The organism is Hydrocarboniphaga sp. FW305-C-57, from assembly GCF_058783045.1.
Genome location: NZ_JBYSYG010000006.1, coordinates 196,035 through 213,398, shown reverse-complemented (window position 1 = coordinate 213,398; position 17,364 = coordinate 196,035). Strand labels below are relative to the sequence as shown.

General features: G+C 67.0%; 12 protein-coding genes. 9 read left to right on the top strand and 3 right to left on the bottom strand.

Annotation, left to right across the window (positions count from 1 at the left end):
- Window positions 1-30 precede the first annotated feature (30 nt).
- From acnA to AC3WUM_RS14240, 9 genes are all read left to right on the top strand, one after another.
- Window positions 31-2,697, top strand: a complete 2,667-nt coding sequence (gene acnA, locus AC3WUM_RS14280; RefSeq protein WP_492411005.1) for an aconitate hydratase AcnA — start codon at window positions 31-33, stop codon at window positions 2,695-2,697.
- Between the two features lie 214 nt (window positions 2,698-2,911).
- A complete protein-coding gene (locus tag AC3WUM_RS14275) occupies window positions 2,912-4,249 on the top strand; it encodes a hypothetical protein (RefSeq protein WP_492411004.1) in 1,338 nt (445 codons plus the stop codon).
- A gap of 3 nt (window positions 4,250-4,252) precedes the next feature.
- Complete coding sequence (locus AC3WUM_RS14270; RefSeq protein ID WP_492411003.1) at window positions 4,253-4,798, top strand: ECF-type sigma factor; 546 nt, start codon at window positions 4,253-4,255, stop codon at window positions 4,796-4,798.
- Between the two features lie 132 nt (window positions 4,799-4,930).
- Window positions 4,931-5,404, top strand: coding sequence for an SUF system Fe-S cluster assembly regulator (locus AC3WUM_RS14265; protein ID WP_341920249.1), 474 nt, complete (start codon window positions 4,931-4,933; stop codon window positions 5,402-5,404).
- Window positions 5,405-5,430: 26 nt separating this feature from the next.
- On the top strand, window positions 5,431-6,903 hold the full coding sequence (gene sufB / locus AC3WUM_RS14260; protein WP_492411002.1) for a Fe-S cluster assembly protein SufB: 1,473 nt from the start codon (window positions 5,431-5,433) through the stop codon (window positions 6,901-6,903).
- A gap of 59 nt (window positions 6,904-6,962) precedes the next feature.
- Window positions 6,963-7,706, top strand: a complete 744-nt coding sequence (gene sufC / locus AC3WUM_RS14255) for a Fe-S cluster assembly ATPase SufC (protein ID WP_492411094.1) — start codon at window positions 6,963-6,965, stop codon at window positions 7,704-7,706.
- A complete protein-coding gene (gene sufD, locus AC3WUM_RS14250; protein ID WP_492411001.1) occupies window positions 7,703-8,890 on the top strand; it encodes a Fe-S cluster assembly protein SufD in 1,188 nt (395 codons plus the stop codon). The genes sufC and sufD overlap by 4 nt, the downstream gene beginning before the upstream one ends.
- Window positions 8,887-10,098: a SufS family cysteine desulfurase gene (locus AC3WUM_RS14245; RefSeq protein WP_492411000.1), complete on the top strand. Its 1,212-nt coding sequence runs from the start codon at window positions 8,887-8,889 to the stop codon at window positions 10,096-10,098. Before sufD ends, AC3WUM_RS14245 begins: the two co-directional genes overlap by 4 nt.
- Before the next feature lie 107 nt (window positions 10,099-10,205).
- Window positions 10,206-13,361 (top strand): EAL domain-containing protein, encoded by a 3,156-nt coding sequence (locus AC3WUM_RS14240; RefSeq protein WP_492410999.1) that lies wholly within the window; start codon window positions 10,206-10,208, stop codon window positions 13,359-13,361.
- Window positions 13,362-13,405: 44 nt separating this feature from the next.
- On the opposite strand, the gene recJ is transcribed toward AC3WUM_RS14240, so the two are convergent.
- From recJ to folC, 3 genes are read right to left on the bottom strand one after another with little or no spacing between them, the layout of a single operon-like run.
- Window positions 13,406-15,130, bottom strand: coding sequence for a single-stranded-DNA-specific exonuclease RecJ (gene recJ / locus AC3WUM_RS14235; RefSeq protein WP_492410998.1), 1,725 nt, complete (start codon window positions 15,128-15,130; stop codon window positions 13,406-13,408).
- Window positions 15,120-16,028: an SPOR domain-containing protein gene (locus AC3WUM_RS14230; protein ID WP_492410997.1), complete on the bottom strand. Its 909-nt coding sequence runs from the start codon at window positions 16,026-16,028 to the stop codon at window positions 15,120-15,122. The genes recJ and AC3WUM_RS14230 overlap by 11 nt, the downstream gene beginning before the upstream one ends.
- Before the next feature lie 9 nt (window positions 16,029-16,037).
- Window positions 16,038-17,330, bottom strand: a complete 1,293-nt coding sequence (gene folC / locus AC3WUM_RS14225) for a bifunctional tetrahydrofolate synthase/dihydrofolate synthase (protein WP_492411093.1) — start codon at window positions 17,328-17,330, stop codon at window positions 16,038-16,040.
- Between the last annotated feature and the right edge of the window lie 34 nt (window positions 17,331-17,364).

The window sequence follows — 17,364 nt, the reverse complement described above, 5'->3', positions numbered from 1 at the left end:
CGGACCGCGGAAGCCACAAGGAGATTTGCCATGACGGACAGCTTCAAGACCAAGGCCCAGCTCAAGGTCGGCTCGAAGACCTACACCTACTACAACCTCAAAGCGCTGGAGCCGCAGTTCAAGCTGTCGCGTCTGCCGTATTCGATCAAGGTGCTGCTCGAACAGCTGCTGCGCCATGAGGACGGCGTCAACACCACCAGGACCGACATCGAGGCGCTCGCCGGAGCCGACTTCAAGGCGCTGCCGAACAAGGACATCAACTTCACCCCGGCGCGCGTCGTGCTGCAGGACTTCACGGGCGTTCCGTGCGTGGTCGATCTGGCGGCGATGCGCGACGCGATGAAGTCGCTCGGCGGTGACATGAGCAAGGTCAATCCGCTGTGTCCGGTCGAACTCGTGATCGACCACTCGGTGATGATCGATCACTACGGCAGCAAGGAAGCGCTCGACCTCAACGCCAAGATCGAATTCAAGCGCAACGAGGAGCGCTACAACTTCCTGCGCTGGGGCCAGGAAGCGCTGCAGAACTTCAAGGCGGTGCCGCCCGATACGGGCATCGTCCATCAGGTCAACATCGAGTACTTGGCGCGCGTCGTCTTCGAGAACGCCGACGGCGTGCTGTATCCCGACAGCTGTTTCGGCACCGACAGCCACACGACGATGGTCAACGGCATCGGCGTGCTCGGCTGGGGCGTCGGCGGCATCGAGGCCGAGGCCGCGATGCTCGGCCAGCCCTCGTCGATGCTGATTCCCGAAGTCATCGGCGTACGCGTGACCGGCAAGCTTGCCGAAGGTGCCACCGCCACCGACCTCGTGCTGACCGTCACCGAGCTGCTGCGCAAGCGCGGCGTGGTCGAGAAGTTCGTCGAATTCTTCGGCCCGGCGATCGCCAACCTGTCGGCCTCGGATCGCAACACCATCGGCAACATGGCGCCCGAATACGGCGCCACCTGCGGCATCTTCCCGATCGACGTCGAGACCCTGAACTACCTGCGCCTGACCGGCCGCTCCGAGGAGCACATCGCCGTCGTCGAGGCCTACGCCAAGGCGCAGGGCATGTGGTGGACGCCGGATCAGCCCGAGGCCGAATACACCGACGTGCTGCACCTCGATCTCGGCAGCATCAAGCCGAGCCTCGCGGGCCCAAAGCGTCCGCAGGATCGCGTGTTGCTGACCGACGTCAAAGCCAACTTCCGCAAGGCCTTCGAATCCGAGCAGAAGGCGCGTCCGTCGAAGGGACCGGCGAAGGTCCATCACAAGAACCAGGACTTCGAGCTCAAGGACGGCGCCGTCGTGATCGCGGCGATCACGTCCTGCACCAACACGTCGAACCCGAACGTGCTGATCGGCGCCGGCCTGCTCGCCAAGAAGGCGCGCGCGCTCGGCCTGACGAGCAAGCCCTGGGTCAAGACCTCGCTCGCGCCGGGCTCGCTCGCGGTGACCGAATACCTCAAGAAGGCGAATCTGCTCGAAGACCTCGAACACCTGGGCTTCTTCGTCAGCGCCTACGGCTGCACGACCTGCATCGGCAACTCGGGCCCGCTCGACGAGCCGATCGGCAAGGCCATCAACGACAACACGCTGAGCGTCTCGGCCGTGCTGTCGGGCAACCGCAACTTCGAAGGCCGCGTCCATCAGGACGTGCGCATGAACTACCTCGCCTCGCCGCCACTGGTCGTGGCCTACGCGATCGCGGGCAGCACCGACATCGACCTCTCGTCCGAGCCGCTCGGCAAGAGCAAAGACGGACAGGACGTGTTCCTCAAGGACATCTGGCCGAGCAACGCCGAGATCCAGGACGTGGTCGCCAAGGCCGTCACGAGCGAACTGTTCAAGAAGAGCTACGCCGACGTGCTCAAGGGCGACGAGCGCTGGCAGGGCATCAAGGTCACCAAGTCGGAGACCTATCCGTGGAATCCGAAGTCCACCTACATCGCCAACCCGCCCTATTTCGTCGGCATCACCAAGACGCCGCCGGGCATTCCGACCATCAAGGGCGCGCGCGTGCTGGCCGTGCTCGGCGACTCGATCACCACCGACCACATCAGCCCGGCCGGTGACATCAAGAAGGACGGCCCGGCCGGCAAGTTCCTCGAGGCGCACGGCGTCGCCAAGGCCGATTTCAACAGCTTCGGCAGCCGCCGCGGCAATCACGAGATCATGATGCGCGGCACCTTCGCGAACACGCGCATCAAGAACCAGATGACGCCCGGTGTCGAAGGCGGCGTGTCGAAGTACATCGGCAAGGATGGCACCGCCGGACCGGTCGAGCCGATCTACGACGTGGCGATGAAGCACGTCGCCGACGGCACGCCGCAGGTGGTGCTCGCCGGCAAGGAATACGGCACCGGCTCCTCGCGCGACTGGGCCGCCAAGGGCACCATCCTGCTCGGCGTCAAGGCGGTGATTTCCGAGAGCTTCGAGCGTATCCACCGCTCCAACCTTGTCGGCATGGGCGTGCTGCCGCTGAACTTCGTCAACGGCGAATCGGCGCAGAGCCTGGGCCTGGACGGCACCGAAGTCTTCGACTTCGACGGCCTGGTCAATGGCGCCACCGAAGTTTCCGTCACCGCGACCAAGGCCGATGGCAGCAAGGTCCCGTTCAAGGCCAAGGTCCGCATCAACACGCCGAAGGAGTGGGAGTACTACGAGAACGGCGGTGTGCTGCAGTACATGCTGAGGCAGATGGCAGCCTGAGCCCCGACGAGGAGCTCCGCGCAGCGGGGATCGGAGAGATCAGCGAAGGCTGCTAGCGAGCGACCACGCTAGTCTCTCCGGTCTTCGCGAAATCACGGAGCGAGCGGCGCCTGCCGCAGATCGGCTTCGCCTCAACAACCCAAAAAAGCGGCGCAAGCCGCTTTTTTCTTGCCTGTTAGACTTCGCGCCATTCCAACTGGAACCGAGAGCCGCCTTGAACCGTCGACTCACCTGGACCCTTGCCTCGCTGAGCCTGCTGCTGGGCCTCGCCATCGCCGGCTGCGCGAGCGAGCGTCCGTCCGTTCGTCCACCGCAGCTGACCATGGACCAGATCTCCGAGCTGTACATCAAGCAGGCGCTCGCCCTCGGCGAGCACGATCCGAACCTCGTCGACGCCTACTACGGCCCGAAGGACTGGCAGGCGCAGGCCAAGACCCGCAAGCGCACGCTGATCGAGATTCGCAACGTGCTCGTGCGGCTCTACCAGGACATCGACTCGGCCCCGACCGACACCAGCATCCCACCCGAACTCTGGAACCTGCGCCGCCGCCACCTGCGCAACCAGATCGCGGCGCTCGAGGCGCGCACGCGCATGCTCGAAGGCTGGAAGCCCTCGTTCGACGACGAATCGCTGGCGCTCTACGACATCTCGGCCCCGTTCTACGGGCAGGAAGATTTCAAGCCCATGCTGGCCTCGCTCGAGCGCATGTTGCCGCCAGGCGACGGCACGCTCACCGAGCGCTACAACCGCTATCTCGAGCGCTTCACGGTGCCGCCGAACCGTGTCGAGGAAGTCATGCGCATCGCCATCGGCACGGCGCGCGAGCGCACGTTGCAGTATTTCCGCCTGCCGGAGGGCGAACGCTTCGAGCTCGCGCTCGTCAAGGACAAGCCCTGGAGCGCCTACAACTGGTATCAGGGCGAATTCGTCAGCCGCATCGAGATCAATACCGACCAGCCGCTGACCGTCGCGCGCGCGCTCGAACTCGCGGCGCACGAAGGCTATCCGGGGCATCACGTCTTCAACGTGCTGATCGAAGACCAGCTCGTGCGCGGCCGCGGCTGGAAGGAGTTCACGATCTACCCGCTGTTTTCGCCGCAGTCGTTCATTGCCGAGGGCACCGCCGACTACGGCATCGAGCTCGCGTTTCCGAAGCCCGCGCGCATCGCCCTGATCAAGAAGCTCATGGCGGTTTCGGGGCTCAATCCGGGCGAGGCCGAGACCTACGACGCCATCGTGCAGACCACCAAGCTCGCCGGCGCGGCGACCGTCGAGGCCGCGCGCCGCTATCGCGACGGCCAGGCCGATGCGGCGCAGACGCTCGACTGGCTGCAGGCTTATGGCCTGGCGACGCCCGAACGCGCCCAGCAACGCCTCGATTTCTTCGACCGCTACGGTGCCTACATCATCAATTACGCGTTCGGCGAAGCCGTGGTCGGTGGCTACGTGCAGCGCAGCGTGGGCGAATCCGAGCCCGATTACGCACGCTGGCGCGCGCTGTTCGACCTGCTGACGACGCCGCGCACGCCGCAGATGCTGCTGGCGGAGTAGGCCGTGTTCGATTTCGGAGCTTCATGGGAGCGTGCGCGATCCGGTGATGCGGAGGCGCGCGAGTTCGTCTACGGCCAGGTCTATACCGAGGCCCGGCGGCTCGCGCAGGCGCGCTGGGCGGTCGATGAACTCATCACGTCCGAACAGAGCCGGGCCATCATCGACAAGGTCGGCGAGCGCGTCAGCGGCGAGCTCGCGCTCGAGGAGACGCTCGAGTTCATCGCCTACGCGGCCTCGGTCATGCGCGGCGTGATCTGCGACCTCAGCGAGACCCGCCGCAAGCTCAAGAAGCGCCGCGAATTCGGCGAAATGCGCCTGGCGACGCCGCTGCTCGAGGTCGAGCCGGCGGCCGACGTCGAAGTGCTCGATCACCTGATCGACCAGCTGCAGGATCTCGATCCGCTCGCCCGCGCCGTGGTCGAGATGCGGCTCTACGCCGACCTGTCGATCGACGAGATCGCCGTCGCCCTGCACCAGCAGCCCGAACCGGTCGAGCAGCGCTGGACCGAAGCGCGAACGCTGCTGCAGGACGCGCTCGGCGCCGAGTAGGCCGCTCGCCTCGGCGAGCAGGGCATTTCGATAGACCGGTCCGGCTTGTCCGATGGCCGGCAAGTGACTAAACTCATACCGTACTGATTCGGTACTGATTCGCCCTCGCCCGCTTCGCCTCGTCCCGCTGCCATGCTCAAACTCGCCAAGCTGACCGACTACGCCACGGTGCTGATGACCGTGCTGGCGGCCGATCCCTTGAGCTGGGCCAGCGCGCAGGAACTCGCCGAGCGCTCGCATCTGTCGCTCGCGACGACCTCGAAGCTGCTCAAGCAGCTCGCCAAGGCCAGGCTCATCGAAGCGGCACGCGGCGCTCACGGCGGTTATCGCTTGCTGCGTGCGGCGACGCAGATCACCGTCGCCGACGTCGTCGATGCCATCGAGGGCCCGATCGCGGTGACCGAATGCTCGATCCACGCGGGCGGCTGCAGCATCGAACGCAGCTGCGGCACGCGCGCGAACTGGCGCCTCATCAACACCGCCATCCGCGAAGCGCTCGAAGCAGTCACGCTCGCGCAGATGGCGGCTCCGCTGCGCCGCAGCGGCAACGAGTCGCCGCTCACCTTTCACCCACGGCCTGCTTCCGCGCCACCTGCGCGGGAATGAGGCCCAGGCAGACACTGGCAACCCTCATGGCAGCCCCAGCTCAGACCACCACGCAAGACCTCCAGGCGCTCGTCAAGGCGCGCAAGTACGAGGCCGGCTTCATCACCGACGTCGAATCGGAAAGCGCCCCGCCGGGCCTGTCCGAAGACACGATTCGCCTGATCTCCTCGCGCAAGCACGAGCCCGAGTGGCTGCTCGAGTTCCGCCTCAAGGCCTATGCGCGCTGGCTCAAGATGGAAGAGCCGACCTGGGCGCACGTGAAGTATCCGAAGGTCGATTTCCAGGCCATTTCGTACTGGTCGGCCCCGAAGTCGATGAAGGATCGTCCGAAGTCACTCGACGAAGTCGATCCCAAGCTGCTCGAGACCTACAAGAAGCTCGGCATTCCGCTCAAGGAGCAGGAAATGCTCGCGGGCGTGCAGAACGTCGCCGTCGACGTGGTGTTCGACTCGGTCTCGGTCGGCACCACGTTCAAGGAAACGCTCAAGAAAGCCGGCGTGATCTTCTGCTCGATCTCCGAAGCCGTGCGCGAGCACCCGGAACTCGTCAAGCAATATCTCGGCACCGTGGTGCCGGCCGGCGACAACTACTACGCCGCGCTGAACTCCGCCGTGTTCACCGACGGATCGTTCGTCTACATCCCCAAGGACACGCGCTGCCCGATGGAGCTGTCGACCTACTTCCGGATCAACGAGCGCAATACCGGGCAGTTCGAGCGCACGCTGATCGTCTGCGAATCGGGCGCTTCGGTTTCGTATCTCGAAGGCTGCACGGCTCCGCAGCGCGACGAGAACCAGCTGCACGCTGCGGTCGTCGAACTCGTCGCGCTCGACGATGCGACGATCAAGTATTCGACCGTGCAGAACTGGTATCCGGGCGACGAGGAAGGCCGCGGCGGCATCTACAACTTCGTCACCAAGCGCGGCGACTGCCGCGGTGCGCGCGCCAAGATCAGCTGGACGCAGGTCGAAACCGGCTCGGCGATCACCTGGAAGTATCCGAGCTGCATCCTGCGCGGCGATGACTCGATCGGCGAGTTTTATTCGGTCGCGCTGACCAACAACCTGCAGCAGGCCGACACCGGAACGAAGATGATCCACGTCGGCAAGCGCACGCGCAGCAATATCGTCGCCAAGGGCATCTCGGCCGGCAGGAGCGAGCAGAGCTATCGCGGCCTCGTGCGCGTGTTGCCAGGCGCCGAAGGCGCGCGCAACTACACGCAGTGCGATTCCCTGCTGATCGGCTCGCAGTGCGGGGCGCACACTTTCCCGTACACCGAAATCCGCAACCCGACCGCGCAGCTCGAACACGAAGCGACGACGAGCAAGATCGGCGAAGACCAGCTCTATTACGCGCGCAGCCGTGGACTCTCGGAAGAAGACGCCGTGTCGATGATCGTCAACGGCTTCTGCAAGGACGTGTTCAAGGAGCTGCCGATGGAATTTGCCGTCGAAGCGCAGAAGCTGCTGCAGGTTTCGCTTGAGGGTGCAGTCGGCTGAGCCACGCGCTTTCAACTGCTGCAAAGCGACAACGAGAGATCAAAACAATGACGACACCGATGCTGACCATCGACAACCTGCACGCAAGCACCAGCGGCAAGGACATCCTCAAGGGCCTGAGCCTGACCGTGAACCCCGGCGAAGTACACGCCATCATGGGCCCGAACGGCGCCGGCAAGTCCACGCTCGGCCACGTGCTCGCGGGCCGCGAAGGTTACGAATGCACGCAGGGCTTGGTGACGTTCGACGGCAAGAATCTGCTCGAACTCGAAACCGAAGAACGTGCCGCCGCCGGCATCTTCCTGGGCTTCCAGTACCCGGTCGAAATTCCGGGCGTGTCGAACATGTACTTCCTCAAGGCCGCGCTCAACGCGCAGCGCAAGCGGCGCGGCGAAGCCGAGATCGAAGCCACCGATTTCCTCGCCTTCGTACGCCAGCAGGCGAAGAAGGTCGGGCTCGAAACCTCGATGCTCCAGCGCGGCGTCAACGAAGGCTTCTCGGGCGGTGAGAAGAAGCGCAACGAGATCCTGCAGATGCTCGTGCTGCAGCCCAAGCTCATGGTGCTCGACGAAACCGACTCGGGCCTCGACATCGACGCGCTCAAGCTCGCGGCCGACGGCATCAACGCGATGCGCTCGCCCGAGCGCTCGGTGATCCTCGTCACGCACTACCAGCGCCTGCTCGATTACGTGAAACCGGACTTCGTGCACGTGCTGGCCCGCGGCCGCATCGTCAAATCGGGTGGCCCCGAATTCGCGCTCGAACTCGAAGAGCGCGGCTACGGCTGGCTGGAGGCCGCGTGAGCGCAGCTTCGTCAACGTACGCACAAGCCTTCGCGAACCTGCCGGCCGAACTGCGCGAAACCCGTCGCGAAGCCTGGCATCGTTTCGAGCAGCTCGGCTTTCCGACGCGCAAGCAGGAAGACTGGAAGTACACCGATCTGTCGGCGCTCAGCGCGGCGAACTACGCGCTCGACGCGAGTGCCTTCGATGCGCCCTCACCCGCCCTGCCCGGCTGGGATGCGCTGCGCTTCGTCAACGGCCACCGCGAGAACGGTGAAGCCGCCGCGCCAAACGCCAAACTCGTCGACGACGGCGTCAGCGCGCTCAATGCCGCGCTCGTGCGTGATGGGCTCGACCTGCGCATCGGCCGCAACCAGCGGCGCACGCCCTTGTTGCTGACGCTCGCCAATGGCGGCGCCGGCATGAGCCATCTGCGCCATCGCCTGCATCTCGAAAGCGGAGCCGAGGCGACCGTGCTGCTCGATCTGCGCAGCGACCGCAGCGAGGCGCTGTCGACCTCGGTGTTCGAGATCGAACTCGAGGCCAACGCCAGGCTGCGCCTGCTGCGCATCCAGGATCTCGGCGACAAGAGCACCGACCTCACGCGCACCGAAGTGCACGTGCAGCGCGATGCGCACTTCGACTACGTGGGCCTCGATCTCGGCGGAGCGCTCGTGCGCCACGATCTCAACGTGTTCCTCGACGGCGCTGGCGCCGCGACCGACGTGCACGGCGTGTTCGCGCCGGGCGGACGCTCGCATTTCGACACGCACACGCGCATTCACCACGTGTCGCCGCACACGACGAGCCGCGAGACTTTTCGCGGCCTCGTGCGCGACAAGGCCAACGCGGTCTTCAACGGCAAGATCGTCGTCCACAAGGACGCGCAGAAGACCGATTCCGAGCAGCACGTCGCGACCTTGCTGCTCGCGCCGGGCGCGCAGATCAACGCCAAGCCCGAGCTCGAAATCTACGCCGACGACGTCAAGTGCGCACACGGCGCGACCTGCGGCCAGCTCGATGAAATGGCCGTGTACTACCTGCGCTCACGCGGCCTCGATGTCGAGACCGCGCGCAACGTGCTGCTCTACACCTTCGCGCACACCGTGCTGTCGCAGGTGGGCGACGAGCAGGCGCGCGGCGAAATGCAGCGCCGCCTGCTGAGCCGCCTGCCCGGCGCGCAGTCGCTGGACGAGCTCGCATGAGCAAGCCGATCGATCTCGAGGCGATCCGCGCCCAGTTTCCGATCCTGGCCGAGCGCATCCACCGCAAGCGCCTGGCCTATCTCGACAACGCGGCGACCGTGCAGAAGCCCGAAGCCGTGCTGCAGAAGCTCGACGGCTATTACCGCCACTCGAACGCCAACGTGCACCGCGCGGTGCATGAACTCGCGGCTCGCGCGACCAATGCCTACGAAGGCGCGCGCGATCGCATCGCGCAATTCTTCAATACGCACCGCGACCAGATCGTATTCACGCGCGGCACCTCGGAGTCGATCAATCTCGTCGCGCGCAGCTACCTGCAGCCGCGCGTGCAGCCCGGCGACGAAGTGCTCGTCACCGGCATGGAGCATCACTCCAACATCGTGCCGTGGCAGCTCGCGGGCGCGAAGACGGTCGCCGCTCCGGTGCTCGACGACGGCAGCCTCGACTTCGACGGCTGGCTCGCCCGGCTCAGCGAGCGCACTCGCCTCGTCGCGGTGGCCTACGTGTCGAACACGCTCGGCACGGTGAACCCGGTCGGGAAGATGATCGAGGCGGCACATGCGCGCGGCATTCCGGTGCTCGTCGACGGTGCCCAGGCGATCGCGCACCAACGCGTCGACCTCGCCGCGCTCGACGCCGACTTCTTCGCCTGCTCCTCGCACAAAGCCTACGGACCGACCGGCTTCGGCGTGCTGTGGGCCAAGGCCGAGCATCTCGAGGCGATGGTGCCCTGGCAGGGCGGCGGCGACATGATCCGCACGGTCGCCTTCGAAGGCAGCACCTGGAACGACGTACCGTACAAGTTCGAGGCCGGCACGCCCGACATGGCCGGCGCCATCGGCTTCGCCGCGGCGCTCGACTGGATCGACAGCGTCGGCATCGACGCGATCGCCGCCCAGGAACACGACTTGCTGTTGTACGGGACCGAGCTGCTGAAAGGCATCGACGGGCTACGCCTGATCGGCACCGCCCCCGGCAAGGCCGGCATCCTGTCCTTCGTGATCGACGGCGCGCATCCGCACGACATCGGCTCGATTCTCGACCAGGACGGCGTCGCCGTGCGCACCGGGCACCATTGCACGATGCCGCTGATGGAAAGGTTCCGGGTTCCGGCTACAGTTCGGGCGTCTCTTGCCGTTTATAACGGCAAGGACGATCTCGACCAGCTCGGTTCCGGACTGGCACGGGTGAAACGCCTGCTTCTGTAGGCCTTGTCGGCAGTTAGGCAAACAATCGATAGTGCTGTGTAATGATGTCCACAACCACGTCGTAGACCCAAGCTGCAATGAGCCGATCGCGACCCAGCACAGCTGCGATGCAGACCAACGCCCAGCCGAGGGCGTTGTCGTGGCGTCAGGGCTTGCAGTTCAAGCTCGGCCTCACGCTCGGCCTGATCACGCTCGCGCTCGCTGGCCTGGCCTACTGGGCCGGCGACGAACTGGTCCGTAGCAACCTCGTCGACGATCGCTACGCCTACGACAGCGAAAGCGCCCTGCGCCTGGCCGAAAAGCTCAACGCCGACGCGCGCGCCGTGCAGGGGCTCGCGAGCACCATCGCCCTGCTCGCCCTGCAGTCGTCCTCCGGCCCCTCGCGCGCGACGGCGATGGCCTCGATCCAAAGCCTCGTCGAGCACAGCCGCGCGGACAGCCTGATCGTCTCGGCCGGCGTCTGGCCGCTGCCGAAAACCCTCGATCCGCTCGCCGAACGCGCGAGCGAGTTCTGGCTGCGCGATGCCTCGGGCACGTTCCGCGCACGCAGCGACTACAACGATCCGGCCGCGATCAGCTATCTGCAGGAAAGCTGGTTCACGCCAGCCCAGTACCTGCCCGCCGACACCTGCTTCTGGACACCGGCGCATCGCGAGGCCTTGTCCAAGCAGGAGGTGGTCTCCTGCACCATGGCGATGCGGGACGGCCGCGGTTTCGTCGGTGCCGTGACGGTCAACCTGTCGACGATCCGGCTCAACGAGCTGTTCGCGCGCTATTCGCAGGGCGGCAAGGGTTACAGCCTGTTGATCGGCCGCGACAACCGCCTGCTCGGAATCTCCGACGCCGCCGCGCTGGCCTTCGGCGCCCAGCCGCCGACCAACCTCGTCGAACTCGCGCAGAAGCTGCCCGCCTTCAATCCGCTGGCCCTGTTCATGCACCAGCAGAACGAGGCCTTCATTTCGGCGGCCGTGCAATCCCCGCTCTACGACGCGGCGACGGTCTCCGCGCTCAAGGACGCGAGCCGCGAAATGTCGCGCCCCGAGGCCGAGGCCGCGCTCGCCGCGATCTGGAACGGAACCTCGAGCCGACAGCAGCAGTCCTCCGTCGCCCAGCGGCTCCAGTTCGACAGCGACGCGGTGCTCGGCGAGCCTTCGTTCGCGAACATCATCGACCTGCCCGGCACGCACTGGCGGCTCGTGCGCGTGGTGTCGACGCGCGATGGCCTGGCCGGCGTCGATTACCTGTTCTCTCGCACGCTGATGATCATGGGCGTCGGCCTGGCGCTCGCGATCCTGCTGATCTACGCGGGCGTGAACTGGCTCGTACTGCGCCCGCTGCGCCGCATGACCGGCGAACTCGCGCACGCCGAGTCGGCCGAGGACGCGCTGCATCTGCAGTTCAACGAGAACGCCGACAACGAGATCGGCGTGCTTTCGCACTGGCACAACGAGCGCGTGCGCCAGTTGCGCGAACTGATGGAACGCACGATCGCGACCAACTCGCAGCTCGTCGTCGAATCCGACGAGCGCCGCACCGCGCAGGAAGCGCTCGTCAAGGCGCAGGAACGCGCCACGCTCGCGCTGCAGGCGGTCGCCGACGGCGTGATCATGACCAACGAGCGGGCCATCGTCGAAGAAGTGAATCCGATGGCCGAGCAGCTCTCGGGCGTGGGTCATCGCGCAGCGCGCGGACGCTCGTTCGCCGACGTCTTCAGGGCGCGCAGCTGCGATCCGGAATCGGGGCAGTCGACGCCGCTCGCCAACCTGGCCGAACTCGCGATCAGCCGCGGCGCCCGGCTCGAATACACCAGCGGCGTGTTCCTGCAGCGCGATGCGCTGCCCGACGCCGAGGTCTACGTCTCGGTCACGCCGATCCGCACGCGCCTGAACCGGGTGATCGGGGCGATCGTCGTGTTCCGCGAGATCTCGGGCACAGTCGCGGTCGGCGCTGGCGAAAAGCCGTCGCCGGAGCAGCAGACGCGCGACGTCGTCACCGGCCTGCCGAACCGCGTCGCCTGCGATCGCGCCCTGCGCCTGCTGCTCGACAGCCAGCGCGTCCATCCGCGGCCGAGCGTGGTGCTGTCGCTCGACGTGGATCACCTCAAGCGCATCAACGACATCGCGGGCCAGCAGGCCGGCGACGAAGTGCTCGCCCGGCTCGGCGAATCGCTCGCCTCCAAGGTCGGCAACGCCGGTGAAGTGTTCCGCATGGGCGCGGACCAGTTCGTCGTGCTGCTGACCAATTTCGAGCCCGAGCGCGCCCGCATCTTCGCCGAGGCCCTGCGCGAGCTCGTCGCCAACACGCGCATCTATTGGGAATCGCAGCCGCTATCGGTGACCGTGAGCATCGGCATGACGCCGATCACCGACGACATGCAGTCGCCGGTCGATGTGCTCGCACGCGCCGAAGACGCCTGCGCCGCCGCCAAGCGCGCCGGCCGCAACGCCGTGAAGCCCTACGACGCGAGCCTCGATCGCGCCGAAACCGGCATCGACGATTCGATCTGGGTTCGCCGCATTCGCGCCGGCCTCGAACAAAGCCTGTTCCACCTGACCACGCAGTGGATCATGCCGGCGCAGGCGCATCAGTCCGAAGGCCACGTCTACGAGATCCTGCTCGCGCTCGAAGACGAGGAAGGCTTCTGGGCCTCGCACGGCGCCTTCATGCCGGTGGCCGAGCGCCATCACCTGGTCGCCGACATGGACCGCTGGGTACTGCGGTCCACGCTCGACCACCTGACGCGCTATCCGGAGACGCTCGAGCGCCTGGCCTTCTGCGCGATCCAGCTGTCCGGCAGCACGCTGGCCGACCATTCGCTGATCGAATTCCTGGCCGACCAGCTGCAGCTGCATCCCGACGTGCCGGCGCGAAAGCTCTGCCTCGAAGTGCACGAGAACGTGCTGTCGGAATTCCCGAACCAGGCGCAGACCTTCTGCGAGGCCATGCGCACGCTCGGCGTTCGCGTCGCGGTCGAGCAGTTCTCGGGCCGCAGCCCATCGGACATCGCGCTGATCCGCCGCCTGCACCTGGATTTCGTCAAGATCGACGCGCTGCAGTTCCGCAGCCTGTCGACCGATCCGGTCGAGCAGATGCTCGCCGAATCGGTGATCCGGCTGTCGCGCGCCCTGCGCAAGCGCGTCGTGGTCGGCAACATCGCCGACGCCGGCGCGCTCGAAGCCTGGCGCCGCCTCGGCGCGGACTATCTGCAGGGCGCCACCGTGGCGAAGCCATCGCCGGTGGTGTTCTACGCGCCGGGCGGCTGAATCATTGCCCGGGCACTACGGTGCTCGCAGCCGGGCAATGATTCTCAAATCGGCTCGAGATACTCGAGTCGTAGATCGAGCGACTCGCGATCACGGAAGCGATTCACCCCGACCGCATAAACCGCGCGCAGCCGGCCCTTGCGGCACAGGCGTTCGGCGCCGCCAAAGTCGATCGCGCTGATCTCGAGCGACGGCGGACCGTCGATCAGCCGCAGGCGGTACTTGGCGTGAGTGCCGTCACTGCCGACGATGCGGGCTTCGGCGACTTCGAAGCAATTGTCGAATCGCGGCTCCTCGAATCCCGTGCCCCAGGGGCCGCCGCGCTCGATCGCGAGCGCGGTCTGCACGTTGAATTCCTCGTTCGCGAGCGGGCCGTCGGTTTCGATGCGAATCACGTTCCAGCCTGCGGGCAGGCCCGCCCGGCAGGCTTCGTCGAAGGCGCTCTGGAACCTGCGGTAGTTCGATTTGCGCAGGCTCAGTCCGGCCGCCATCGCATGGCCGCCGAAGCGCTCGATCAGGCCCGGATGCCGCGCCTCGACGAGTGCGATCGCGTCGCGAATGTTGAAGCCCGGGATCGAACGCGCCGAGCCCTTGAGCGTCTCGCCGTCCTGCCCGGGCGCAAACGCGATGACCGGGCGCTGCAAGCGTTCCTTGATCTTCGAGGCGACCGGCCCGACCACGCCTTCGTGCCAGTCCTGGTCGAACACGGTGACGCCGGCGCGATTCGATCCGACGTCCTCGGCGATCTGCAGCACCGCATCCTCGGTCATCGTGCGCTGGATCTCGCGGCGCTCGCGATTGATGCGCTCGAGCGTTTCGGCCAGCGGCTGCGCCTGCTCGAGCGTTTCGGCTAGCAGGCATTCGATGCCGGTGCGGATGTCGGCGAGCCGCCCGGCCGCGTTGATGCGCGGGCCCAGCACGAAGCCCAGGTCGCTCGCGGTCAGCGTCGACGGATCGCGGCCGGCGGCCGCGAGCATGGCAAGCAGTCCTGGCCGTCCGCGGCCGCTGCGCAGCCGGGCGATGCCCTGCGCCACGAGGATGCGGTTGTTGCGATCGAGCCGCGCGACGTCGGCCACCGTGCCGACCGCGACCAGATCGAGCCAATCCGCGAGCCTGGGCTCGTTCGCAGCCGTGAAATGGCCGCGCTGGCGCAGCCGGGCGCGCAAGGCGGCGAGCACGTAGAACATCACGCCGACGCCGGCCAGCGACTTGCTCGGGAAACCGCAGCCGGGCTGGTTCGGATTGACGAGCGCATCGGCCTGCGGCAGCTCGGCGCCCGGCAGATGATGGTCGGTGACGATCACGCGCATGCCGAGCCGACGCGCGGCCGCCACGCCGGCGATGCTCGCGATGCCGTTGTCGACCGTGACGAGCAACTGCGCTCCGAGCGCGGCGGCGGCTTCGGCGAGTGGCGGAGACAGGCCGTAACCCATCGTGACGCGGTTCGGCACCACGTAATCGACCTGCGCCGCGCCCATCGCGCGCAGGCCGAGCACCGCGAGCGCGACGCCGGTCGCGCCGTCGGCGTCGTAATCGCCGGCGATGACGATGCGCTCGCCATTGCGGATCGCGGCTTCGAGCAGATCGACCGCGACTTCCAGTCCGAGCAGGCCGGTCGGCACGAGCATCCGGGCGACTTCGAGCGCGAGCTCGTCTGCGCTGCCGACCCCGCGTCCCGCATAGACGCGGTGCAGCACGGCCGGAATCGAGGCGTCGAAGCGGTGATCGACCAGCACGCGCCGCGTCAGACGCGGGCGCTCATAGACCATCGTTGACGACCTGCGCGGGCAGCTTGGAGCCGGCGATGCGCCCGCGAGCCGCGTCGGCCGCCTCGCGAGTCGCGAACGGGCCGCAGCGCACGCGGTAGCGCGCCCCGCCGCTCGTATCGATCACGGTGATGTTGCTCGGATAACCGAGCGACTTGAGCTGCGCCTGGATCTGCCGCGCGTTGGCGATGTCCGCGTAACTGCCGGCCTGTACGGCCCAGCGCACGGCGCCCGATGCCGCCGGAGTCGCGGGCTTGGGCGTGGCGGCGCTCGCCTCGGGCTTCGGCGGTGGTGTCACGGCTGGCTGCTGGGAGGCGGTCGCGACTTCGGGCTTGGGCGTCGTCGCCGGCGCGGGAGCGGGTTTCGGCGCTTCCTTGACCGGCGCCGTGGTCGCGGGCTTCGGGGCTTCGGGCTTGCGCAGCGGCTCCGCCGGCTTGGCCTGCGGTTTCTGCACCGGCTTTTCGGCGGGCTTCCGAGTCGGTGTCTGAACCGCGGGCGCCGGCTTGGGTTCCGGAGCCGGCTCCTCGGGTATCTCGTCCACTTCGGGAGCTCGCTCGGCGACCGCGGGCTCGCTACCGGAATCGGCAGGTGGACGGATGTCGGCCTCCCCGCTCGCGGCGAGCTCGACCGAGTCGGGCGAATAGCGGCCTTCTTCGGCATCCGCGCTCAGCGCAGGCCTGCCCTTTTCCTCACGGCTGCGATCGCGTCCGTCCGCCAGCGGACGCTGGCCCGAGGATTGTTCGACCATCTGCCCGGATTCGTCGACCCGCACCTCGACGACCTGGAGTCCTTCTTCGAGCTCGGGCGGCTGATTCGGCTGCGGCAGCAGCAGGCTGACGACCAGCGCGCCCGCGGCGAGCACGCCGGCACCGACCAGTCGGCGAATCAGGGTCTCATTCATCAGCGGACGTCATCGGATGGAATCGAAATGCAAGGCCTGCATGGCATGCGCGACGGTCAGAAACGAGCCGCAGACGACGGTGACGTCCGCCGGGCCCGAAGGCGCGCATTGTCGCACTGCCTGATCGAGACTCGCATGGCATTCGCCGCTCGTAGCGCTCAATTGCAAAGCGTCGGCGCGCAGCCTGAGTTCGTCGGCCGAAAGGCCGCGCGGCGGCGGCAGGCTCACGAAATCGATTCGTCGCACCTGCGCCGACAGGATCCGCAGCACCGTTTCGACCGGCTTGTCGGACAGCATGCCGAGCAGCAGTCGCGGCCGGGGCGAAAGCTTCAGCGCGGCCAGATTGCGCGCGAGCACCTCGGCCGATTCGGCGTTGTGGGCGACGTCGAAAATCCAGTTGCCAATGCGCTCGAAACGGCCTCCGAGCCGCAGCGCGGGCAATGCCGAGCGGATGACCGACGCCTCGACAGGCAGCCGATCGCGCAGAGCCTGCAGCGCCGCGATCACCCCGGCCGCGTTCGCGAGCTGCGCTTCGCCCTGCAGCCCGGGCATCGGCAGCGCCTCGAGCTGCAGGTCCAGGCCCGACCAACGCCAAGACGATTCACTGTCGGCGCGATAGTCGTAGTCGGTCCCCAGCGCGAGCACGCGCGCGCCGATGTCCTTCGCCTTTGCGAACACACTGCGCGGCGGATCGCGCTCGGCCACGATCGCGGGGCGACTGCGGCGGAAGATGCCAGCCTTCTCGGCACCGATGGTTTCGCGGTCGGGGCCGAGCCAGTCGAGATGGTCGAGCCCGATGTTGGTCACGATCGCCGCGTCGGCGTCGACGATGTTGACCGCATCGAGCCGGCCGCCGAGGCCGACCTCGAGCACCTGCACGTCGACCTTCGCGCGCTTGAACAGCCACAGCGCGGCGAGCGTTCCGAACTCGAAGTACGTGAGCCCGATTTCGCCACGCGCGGCCTCGATCGCCTCGAAGGCCTCGACGATCCGCTCGTCCTCAGCCTCGGCGCCGTCGACGACGATGCGCTCGTTGTAGCGCAGCAGATGCGGCGAGGTGTACAGACCGACGCGATAGCCGGCCTGCTGGTAGATCGACGCGGCGAGCGTCGAGCTCGAGCCTTTGCCGTTGGTGCCGCCGACCGTCAGCGTGAACGGCGGCGAATCGAGCAAGCCGAGGCGCTGCGCAACCGCGCGCACACGGGCGAGCCCCAGCTCGATCGCCGAGGGATGCAGGCGTTCCTGGTAGGCCAGCCAATCGGCCAGAGAGGCCGAAGGCGGCGGGGCTGGAACCGCGCTCAGATGAAGCCGAGCGGGAGCGGGATGCAGCGGCGCA

What these genes read in the sequence shown, in the direction of transcription:
- acnA (WP_492411005.1), top strand. Translation starts at nt 31, where the DNA reads ATGACGGACAGCTTCAAGACCAAGGCCCAGCTCAAGGTCGGCTCGAAG.
- AC3WUM_RS14265 (WP_341920249.1), top strand. Translation starts at nt 4,931, where the DNA reads ATGCTCAAACTCGCCAAGCTGACCGACTACGCCACGGTGCTGATGACC.
- sufB (WP_492411002.1), top strand. Translation starts at nt 5,431, where the DNA reads ATGGCAGCCCCAGCTCAGACCACCACGCAAGACCTCCAGGCGCTCGTC.
- sufC (WP_492411094.1), top strand. Translation starts at nt 6,963, where the DNA reads ATGCTGACCATCGACAACCTGCACGCAAGCACCAGCGGCAAGGACATC.
- AC3WUM_RS14245 (WP_492411000.1), top strand. Translation starts at nt 8,887, where the DNA reads ATGAGCAAGCCGATCGATCTCGAGGCGATCCGCGCCCAGTTTCCGATC.
- AC3WUM_RS14240 (WP_492410999.1), top strand. Translation starts at nt 10,206, where the DNA reads ATGCAGACCAACGCCCAGCCGAGGGCGTTGTCGTGGCGTCAGGGCTTG.
- recJ (WP_492410998.1), bottom strand. Translation starts at nt 15,130, where the DNA reads ATGGTCTATGAGCGCCCGCGTCTGACGCGGCGCGTGCTGGTCGATCAC.
- AC3WUM_RS14230 (WP_492410997.1), bottom strand. Translation starts at nt 16,028, where the DNA reads ATGAATGAGACCCTGATTCGCCGACTGGTCGGTGCCGGCGTGCTCGCC.